The sequence below is a fragment of the Endozoicomonas sp. ONNA2 genome (assembly GCF_024606365.1).
Lineage (GTDB): Bacteria > Pseudomonadota > Gammaproteobacteria > Pseudomonadales > Endozoicomonadaceae > Endozoicomonas.
Genome location: NZ_JAHHPO010001144.1, coordinates 1 through 8,703, shown reverse-complemented (window position 1 = coordinate 8,703; position 8,703 = coordinate 1). Strand labels below are relative to the sequence as shown.

Sequence of the window (8,703 nt, the reverse complement as noted above, 5' to 3'; positions counted from 1 at the left end):
GTTCAATAGTAATTCGGCCTTTTTTTCATTCAATCTCTGGGCCATTTTTTGCAGAGCTGCCTGGAAAGTAGTGGTATCAAGTTTTGCCCCATAGTGCGTTTTGAATTCTTCAGCAGCCTCAAGTTTACCTTTGAGAACACTGATTTGCATGACCGCATTGACCAGCTCAGGTGCCCGGATTCCGCTGTCCAAAAAGGCTTTGACAAAGGTTATCAGTTGTGCATATCTGGGTGGACTCATCTCAAGGGGACGGAGTAAGACTTTTTGCAAGACATTACCCAGTATCGTTCGGGCAACCCCCTGAGAGGCCGGGTCGGACGATGACAATTCAAGTAAACGCCCGACCTGGTGGGCATTCAGGGTTTCTGCGGCCTTTTCCAGGGCAACTTTCAGAAGATCCGTGGTCAGGATCGCCCCATGGTCATTGATCAACCTCTGGCTCAGAGGGAAGTTCCTGTTACGGATGGAAGTTTCCAGTATCACCTGGATTTCGGGATCCAGTGGTACTTCAGCATCAGGCGATAAAGGCGAACCTGGCAATGGCATCCGGCCCGGTACTTCAGCAATGAATGAGGATTGTCTGATCGGGGTATTTTGCTCGCCCTGATGCGTTTCAATCATCGGCTGCAGGTCAGCGGTTTCAGCACGGCTACTATTATCAATGATCAGCTCGGTTCTGCATTGTGGGCAATCCAGGACGTGTTCATGGATTCTGTATCTTTCCGCCAAGGCAGCTGAGCCAATTTTCCAGTCTTCAATGCATTTTTGGTGAAATGCATGGCCACAGCGAGCAACAACGATTTTCTTTTCAAATTCGTCCAGGCAGATGGGGCATACGTCCTGGTCGTCACTACTGATGCCGGACGAGGAAGCAGCCAGTGAAGACAGGGCAGACGATGAGGTAGCATTGATCGCTTGCATAATTAAATGCTCTTGAAAATGTATTTCCAATTCAGACAGCAATGGCAGCGAAAAGTTTCAGAAACCGCCTGGGCAGGGCAATCTCTGGTTGCCCTCAATCAGCCATTTCCAGAATTTTCGTAATGGCTTGTTCCGGATATGTTGTTCAATACGCTCTTCAACTTCTGATGTGGCTGCTTTCCCACCCAACAGCAGCCATTGTTTTGCCTGGGTCAGATCATTGTCAGATACCGCAGCCATTAAATTTTGGTCAAGTTTGTCCTGGGGATAAAACCGCGCCAATACTATATCGTCTTCCGAAACCTGGTAATAATTATGTCTCGCAGCGCATCCTGGCACTTCATCCAGAAATTTGACGTCTGTTCGACCACCAAATTCAATTCAGGCCTGGATATTCTCAGCAAACGTTCGCAAAGCCATGGAACGTCTCAGGCAGTGATGCAGTTCCGGTTATTTCAGACTCACCTGAATTTATTATATAAGTCTTAAGAGTATCTAAATTTTCAGCTCCAGAACTCTTGAATATTTAAAATAGGCTCGCACTTCCCGCATCGCACGGGCTTGCTTTTGCGCAAGCCCGGGGCCCTGTCTGTGTTGATAGGCTGATAGTTCAGCAAGAGAGAGATTAGCAACATTGTCAGGTAGCATCTTCAGGTCCTCAAGCAAAAACACACGCCCATAGTAGACCAGGTTTCTGCAAAAAGTTTCCTGAATTCATCTCACAACAGCGAAGTGAAGAAACGGTCAACTATTTCGGTAGCTGGCCCGTAATCCTGTTCATCAAACAAGGAGCCGTGATTGCCGGGCTCAAGATTCAATTCCACCGTCTTTGCTCCAGCTGCAGCCGCCTCCTGAAAGAACCCGGCCGCAGGATAGACGTTCCCCGACGTACCAATGGAAACAAAGAGATCACAGACGGACAGCGCCTGATAAATCTCATCCATCTGTAAAGGCATCTCACCAAACCAGACAATATGTGGGCGGAGATTACCGGCAACACCACAACATTCACATCGAGTATCGACGGTAACATCCTGATCCCAATAAAAAACCCGCCCTGTCTCCTGGCAGTGAACTTTCAATAACTCGCCATGCATGTGAATCAGCCGCTTGCTCCCTGCCCGCTCATGGAGATCATCAACATTTTGCGTCACCAGAAGAAAACTGCTGGAGAAATGACGTTCAAACTCGGCAAGCACCTGGTGAGCACGGTTTGGTCTGACTGAGTTCAGCTGTCGCCTTCGGTCGTTATAAAAGCGTTGCACCCGTGCGGGGTTTCGAGCATAGCCTTCAGGGGTTGCCACATCCTCGACAGGATGATTCTCCCAGAGTCCGTCATTGGCCCGGAATGTTCTGATTCCGGACTCGGCAGAGATACCCGCGCCGGTCAGTACAACAATGGACGAATAGCGCAAATCAACCTCCCAGGAAATCAATGACGGTATTTGGCGGTGAAATGTATGGTTTTACTTGTGTCGCCAGCAACCTCAACACGAAGCAGATCCGGCTTTTCGAGAGTGGCTCCCTTAACACTGTCGATCTTTATCAGGTTGGGGTCACGTTCTCTTATTAGCAGCGAAATACTGTCTTTCTGGTCATTAGAGACCGTTGCCTGCCATTTTACCAGCAGCTCTTTAACGCTCTTCTGTTCAACATCAAGACGGTTTCGTTCAACACGAACGGCCAGTGCCTCCCCCATGGTCAACCAGGCGTTATCACCCGCAGTGGTTTTGGATAACCATGAGTGACCACTGATGATATAGCCACCATCGGGATCCGACTCATACATACGGACCTGTGCAGGCGGGAGATCCAGGGGGGCCACAAATTTCCAGGTCAGTCTGGGACGCTCAGCCATAAAAGTCCTGCCACCGGTGGAACGGCCATATACATCAAGGGTATACAGCTTTTCAAGATGCAGTGCTTCTGAGAAAAGATCCATCAGCTGCCTGCTATTGGCGGGAAGAACTGTGTCCTTTGGCAAGGTGGTCAGCAATACTTCACCGACACGCTCTGCGTAGTCACCGGCATCTGCCATAATCGATGCTTCAGGCATCCGGCTCTTCCGGTAAAATCCGGGAACGCTGCCTTCACCACCGGCTACAAGACGAATGGTTGCCTGCTCATAGCTGACACTGGAGCTGTTGGTTATCAGCGTTTTTAATGCCAGACGTCCCTGGTTGTGGGATAAGAGCGTTAACCGGTAATGGCTGTCATAGCTTAATTGGGGGGTAATATACGAGAGCTTCAGAGGACCACTGACCGGTTGTCGGCCAAAATCTGCCTGGACATATTTGAGATTTTCGCCCAGCCCCTCTGTCACGGCCCGTGACAGTATTCTTAACCCCTGGGGATCATGATAATCAATAAAATACTGACGGCCATTGTTGCCTTCCACCAGCCCGATACCCTGCTGATAGCTGACCAGTTTTCCCTGTATGGCAACGTTGAGACCGCCACCAATCAGTTCAACATTTTTGCCGACCAGGTTCCGGTAGTAATTATCCCGGTCCAGGCCGCCCTGGTACCAAAAGACGTCCGCAGGCCGGTAAACCGTTTCAGCATCAATGTATTCAAGGTTCAGGCTGCCATCAAGCCAATTGATCGGCAGGCCGGCAATCGCCAGGCGGCCCTGCCCATCGGGTCGGGCATTGAACGTCTGGCTGATCAGGGCTTTATCACTGTAGAGCGTCACTACCGTTGACTGTGGCTGCGCCACGTTCAGTCTGCCCGGTAATGTCTCGCCCGAAGCCCTGGTAACCAGAAAACCTGATACCAGCAGAACCAGTAATGAGTGCTTGAACATATGAGCCCCGTATACATCGCTCAATGGCTATGCGCCGTTTTATCAGAGGGACTGCAGCCCCCCTGATGTCATCCGTTAAATTGCCAGAAAGGGTTTGCCATCTCCAGACTTAATGCCTGCCCATAGCCTGGTACAATGACCTGTTTTTCAGTAAACACCAGGTCAGAACCCGCGAGTACCTCCTCGCCAAACTGATAAATGGGGCTTGCTTCACCCCTCTGGCAGCGCTGTTCATAGTCATCCTGCTGACGGGTGACTGACTCGTTTTTCTGTTGCCATTGCGTCATGGTCTTATCGCCATGGCGGGCTTTCAGCATTTTTCGGGTTATTTCCGGGCTGAGCAGCAGGGCTGTGGCATTGTTGCCACCAAAACCCTTGGCATTAATCAGGGCAAGATCCATCTGATCAACTCCGGTTTCCAGATGATTCAGCAGAATGTTGAGTTTTTCCGAGTAAACGTCTTCAGCCAGAGCATTGATCGTTCTGATACCGGGAATAAATCCATGCTGCCAGACACCGAGCGTCGCCATAATCTGATCACCGCCTGCGGCACCAATGGAATGGCCAACATAACTTTTAACCGCCGCCACCGGCCAGCTTTTCATACCGAATACTTTTGCGGTTTCACTGAGAATCTGCGACTCGGTCACCCGGTTCTGCGGTGTTCCTGTGCCATGGGCCTGAACAAAACTCCGATAACGAAGGGCATCCTCCCCAGCAATGGCTCTTCCCAGGGCGGCAGCCCGGGCGACGGTCAGATGATTACCGGCTCCCGGGGCAGAAATAGATTTCTTGAAACCATCCGCATTAATAAAAACATCAGCCACCGATCCCAGGATCCCGGCACCACACTCAAGGGCCAGTTCGTCATCCATCAACACCAGAAACTGGCTGGATTCGGCAATGGTGAAACCGGCATTCTCAGCAAATGGGCGACAGGCTGTTCGCCAGTCCGGATGGTCAGAATCCGATAAACCATCCAGTTTCCGCAGTGCAGCGTCAGTGGTCAAAGCCCCCATGGTGGAATAACCTTCCATGACTTCCGGGGTAATTGGCGCTTCACTGTTGCCCACAATCACCAGACGACGGCGGCCAGTGCGAATTTCAAAAGCGGCCTGCTCCAGGTTGTAAAGCATGGTGGCACAGGCTCCCATACTGGTCCCCGTGCCACCCACAGAGCCAAGGATATAGGCATTGATAAAATCCGCCGACATCTCGGCAAAACCCAGTGGACACTGCTTGGAAGTCACCCGCTTACCCAGCAAACGGGACTGCAGCAAGCCCCCGTTGCCATTAAAATCCAGTTGACTCATGGCACTGCCGGAATAAACCGCAATAGCTTCAGGGCTTAGTTTCTGCTTGATCTTATGCCAGTCCATACCGGAAGAATAAATCGCATCGGATGCACCGAACACGGTCATGGTCAGCGATCTGGGGTGATTTCGCGACGGGTACAGTTTTTCCGGAGCAAACCCGCTGGGCAGCTGGCCCGCTGTACTGACCAGAGATTCACGGGTTGCAGGAATCATTAACCGCTGGCCAGCGTCGGTTCTCACCTTGATTTGGCCATTTTCCAGTTTTTCTAATTGCCAGCCATTGGGCAGTGGGTTGGGTAAACGACGCCCCTTAAGAATAATTTCCGACCCTGACTCAGCCTGAATAGCATGATGAACGGCTATGGCCTTATGATTAAACAGGTTGTTTTCCAGCTGTCGAATCAATGTGCCTGACAGAATGTCTTCCCGAGGGCTGCCTGGTGGCAAATTTCTCAGGATTTGCAGCGCAGCAAGGGTATCACGCTGCGACCGGTCATTCAGGCATTCCAGCACCAAACGACGGTAACCATGAAAACCAGAGGTTCTTCCAGCCGGGCTGACCCCACCTTGAGCAACGATAACGGGTAATCTGGACAAACCACACTCCTGTATAACAACAGAATTACCTGCCACTCAGATTCTGGGCAGAGATCAGCTTGTTATGATTGCAAATCAAGAATCAAACGAAGTTGGCACTAGTTTAATGATTTCGTGATAAAGTTAACCGGATGAAAAAGACAGAAATGCTGACAAAAAAGACATACCGCTGAGTTGTTATCCTATGTTTCAACAACCTCCTCCAATCGAGTTGAGCCGCGTACTGATACCCATGGTAGAGCATATGATCAGTACCAGTGTGACATTACCGCTTGAAATGCTTGAAGCGGCAATGACATACACTCGGCTATTGGCAAATAAAAAACCGATTGAAGTTCATTTCTGTGCCAGAACGCCCGATCCCGTCACCACCACCGGCGGCCTGAGACTGACGCCTGACAGAACCTTCAAGCAGAGCGGCCGTGGTGATCTGATCCTGATTCCTGCGCTCTGGCGCAACCCCATTCCGGTGGTCAGGAAACACCCCGAAATCATTGAATGGTTAAAATACCAATACCATGCCGGTGCCGTATTTGCCGCAGCAGGCACCGGGGTCGCGTTTATGGCAGAAACCGGGTTTCTGGATCAAAAACCAGCCACAACCCATTGGTTTTACATGGAAAAGCTACAACGTTTCTTTCCCGGTGTGGAATTCAAACCCAACCACCTGATCACCCGGGCAGGTCGTATTTATTGTGCTGGCAGTGTCAATTCGGTCGCTGACCTGATGGTGCATATGATTGGCGTTGCCCTTGGCGAATCAATCGCCCAGAAGGTTGAGCAGCAGTTCTCCCATGAAATCAGAAAACCCTTCAAAGATACCCATTTTGCTGAAGATCATACCACCGCCCATCAGGATGAAGTGATCGTCTCACTGCAGGACTTTATCCACCATCATTTTGCCAGTGAAATATCTCTGGCGGCCCTTGGCAAACTGTCGGGTTTGAATGCCCGGACCCTGAATCGCCGCTTTCAACAGGCAACTGGTTCCCCGCCCATGGAGTATGTTCGCAAAATCAGGCTTGATCAGGCCAGTGATCTGTTAAAAAATACCAATCTGGGTATTGCCGAAATAGCCCTGCAGGTAGGATATGCCGACGCCGATTATTTTTCCAGATTATTCAAGCGACGCTACCAGCTCAGGCCTTCTGAATTTCGCAGAAGTGTCCGGGGCAAACTGTTCTATCTGAATGACACCACTATGGAATGATCACACTAGACTCCGGAAAATTCCGGGGTATTGGAGACTCTCTTCGATGTTCCCGAAAAAAAACGCCCTGGCCGCCGGATTGCTATCCCTTTGCCTGTCCCCTCTCAGCCTGGCGGCTTCCCCACTGGGCCTATGGAAAACCATTGATGACAACACGGGTGAAGCGAAAAGTTATGTCACCATCTTCCAGGACAATGGCAAGCTGTCTGGCAAAGTGACCCGGATTCTTGACCCTGCCAAACAGGACAGCATTTGCGACCAGTGCCAGGGCAACCTCAAAGATCAGAAGGTTCAGGGCATGACCATACTCTGGGGCATGAAACAGCAAGGCAGCAAATATGACGATGGAAAAATCGTCGACCCTGAATCCGGGAAAGTCTACAGCGCTCACATGAAAGTGCTGGAAGATGGCAGGAAACTGGAAGTCCGTGGTTATATCGGGTTCGCGCTGATTGGCCGTTCGCAAACCTGGGAACGTGTTGAAGAGTAAGACATAATCCCTTGAACTCATTAATAATTACCACAGCGTTTCTGATAACAGCCGGTTTGATTACCGGCTCTATTCTCTTCTGGACCCTGCGCCTGGGCATTGGCCCTACGCCCACCTCGCGAAAAGTCAGGGCGGCTATCAGAGATATCCTTCCAGATAACGTACCCGGTCATGTTATGGAGCTTGGTTGTGGCTGGGGGCACCTGATTCCCATATTAAGAGAAAAGTACCCTGACAAAAAAATTGAGGTCTGGGAACGTTCTCCGGTTCCAGCCCTGTTTACCGAGGCATGGTATGGGATCGATGTAATAAGAGCGGATTTCTTCAAGGCAGCCTTTGGTAGCGCAGGCCTTGTTGTTTGCTATTTGTATCCCGGAGCGATGGAACGTGTTGAAAGAGAATTGATTCCTCAACTGCCAGCTGGTTGCTGGTTACTTACCCACACGTTCAGTTTATTAAACACAGTGCCGGTAAAGACGCTCAGGGCCAACGATCTTTACCAGACACCTGTTTTTCTTTATCAAGTACAGCCAGCTTGACCCTGACAGCCAGGGACTTGATCAATTAACCCGGATATTTCATAAACAGAAGCAGGAATTTTTAGACCAATTTGTCGCAACCGCTCGACTGCATGGATGCAGGAGCCAGAGCAACGCAGGAGCAGTTGCCACGCAGGGCAGTCTATCCAGAACAGCCTCCCAGAGCGGCAAGCGGGATCGGGAGCACGTTTATGAAATATCCGGGTTAAGTTTGTCAGTGTTCAGATAGGCAGAAATAATACCCGTTACAAAGTTACATACTCTTGAAAAGACACTTCCTGATGCTTCTGGAACGGGTCTGGCGTTGTATAATCCAGCAAATACTTCAGGGTCTGTATGCTGCAGCTTAATAAGCTCATGTTGACCTATCACCACAAGATAACCTTCTTCAGATGTACCTGTTTTCCCAACTTTACAAAGAGCATAAGCAGGCTTACCCAGATCATGTAACTCGAGGGAATCTCCACGCTGCTCTTCAACTTTCATTCCAAATACATGCCCACACTTCTTTTCAAATGGCTGAAAAGGATTACCATTCAGGTCAACCTTGCCTGCAATGTCGTCAATATGCATAGTCTATTTCCTACTCCATAAGAAACTTTTCAGAAAACTGAAAAACTGTAGATTTTATTTTTTGGACCATCGTTTTTTCTGAAAGTTCCATCATTTTCTGGATAATAATAACTAAACATCCATTTGATTATTAAAATGGCGAAGAAGCAGGCAAGCGTTATGCAAAAATGCCAGCTATATCATGATGATCCAATGGTAAAGAATTACCCGGATATTTCATAAACTGCCCCGAATCTGGCGCAGGACTTTGT

Annotated in this window: 10 protein-coding genes; 3 read left to right on the top strand and 7 right to left on the bottom strand. The window is 49.7% G+C overall.

Going from position 1 to position 8,703, the window contains the following annotated elements:
• The 6 genes from KDK14_RS20280 to KDK14_RS20255 form a co-directional block, all read right to left on the bottom strand.
• Positions 1-921, bottom strand: a 921-nt coding sequence (locus tag KDK14_RS20280) for an RING finger protein (protein ID WP_257267052.1), incomplete at its 3' end; no start/stop codon positions are given.
• A gap of 57 nt (positions 922-978) precedes the next feature.
• On the bottom strand, positions 979-1,161 hold the full coding sequence (locus KDK14_RS20275) for a hypothetical protein (protein ID WP_257267051.1): 183 nt from the start codon (positions 1,159-1,161) through the stop codon (positions 979-981).
• A gap of 255 nt (positions 1,162-1,416) precedes the next feature.
• Positions 1,417-1,569: a hypothetical protein gene (locus KDK14_RS20270; RefSeq protein WP_257267050.1), complete on the bottom strand. Its 153-nt coding sequence runs from the start codon at positions 1,567-1,569 to the stop codon at positions 1,417-1,419.
• Between the two features lie 71 nt (positions 1,570-1,640).
• Positions 1,641-2,336 (bottom strand): Sir2 family NAD+-dependent deacetylase, encoded by a 696-nt coding sequence (gene cobB / locus KDK14_RS20265; protein ID WP_257267049.1) that lies wholly within the window; start codon positions 2,334-2,336, stop codon positions 1,641-1,643.
• Between the two features lie 17 nt (positions 2,337-2,353).
• Positions 2,354-3,727, bottom strand: a complete 1,374-nt coding sequence (locus tag KDK14_RS20260; protein WP_257267047.1) for a hypothetical protein — start codon at positions 3,725-3,727, stop codon at positions 2,354-2,356.
• Positions 3,728-3,795: 68 nt separating this feature from the next.
• On the bottom strand, positions 3,796-5,640 hold the full coding sequence (locus tag KDK14_RS20255; protein ID WP_257267046.1) for a beta-ketoacyl synthase: 1,845 nt from the start codon (positions 5,638-5,640) through the stop codon (positions 3,796-3,798).
• A 184-nt stretch (positions 5,641-5,824) separates the two neighbouring features.
• Here KDK14_RS20255 and KDK14_RS20250 point away from each other — a divergent pair, with 184 nt between their 5' ends.
• Genes KDK14_RS20250 through KDK14_RS20240 form a run of 3 tightly spaced genes read left to right on the top strand, consistent with a single transcriptional unit; the run spans position 5,825 to position 7,879 of the window.
• A complete protein-coding gene (locus tag KDK14_RS20250; protein ID WP_257267045.1) occupies positions 5,825-6,850 on the top strand; it encodes a GlxA family transcriptional regulator in 1,026 nt (341 codons plus the stop codon).
• 46 nt (positions 6,851-6,896) lie between these two features.
• Positions 6,897-7,340 carry a DUF2147 domain-containing protein gene (locus tag KDK14_RS20245; RefSeq protein ID WP_257267044.1) on the top strand — a complete coding sequence of 148 codons (444 nt, stop codon included), beginning with the start codon at positions 6,897-6,899 and terminating at the stop codon, positions 7,338-7,340.
• Positions 7,341-7,351: 11 nt separating this feature from the next.
• Positions 7,352-7,879: a hypothetical protein gene (locus KDK14_RS20240; protein ID WP_257267043.1), complete on the top strand. Its 528-nt coding sequence runs from the start codon at positions 7,352-7,354 to the stop codon at positions 7,877-7,879.
• Between the two features lie 189 nt (positions 7,880-8,068).
• Here KDK14_RS20240 and KDK14_RS20235 read toward each other — a convergent pair whose 3' ends face one another.
• Positions 8,069-8,452 (bottom strand): hypothetical protein, encoded by a 384-nt coding sequence (locus KDK14_RS20235; RefSeq protein WP_257267042.1) that lies wholly within the window; start codon positions 8,450-8,452, stop codon positions 8,069-8,071.
• Positions 8,453-8,703 lie beyond the last annotated feature (251 nt).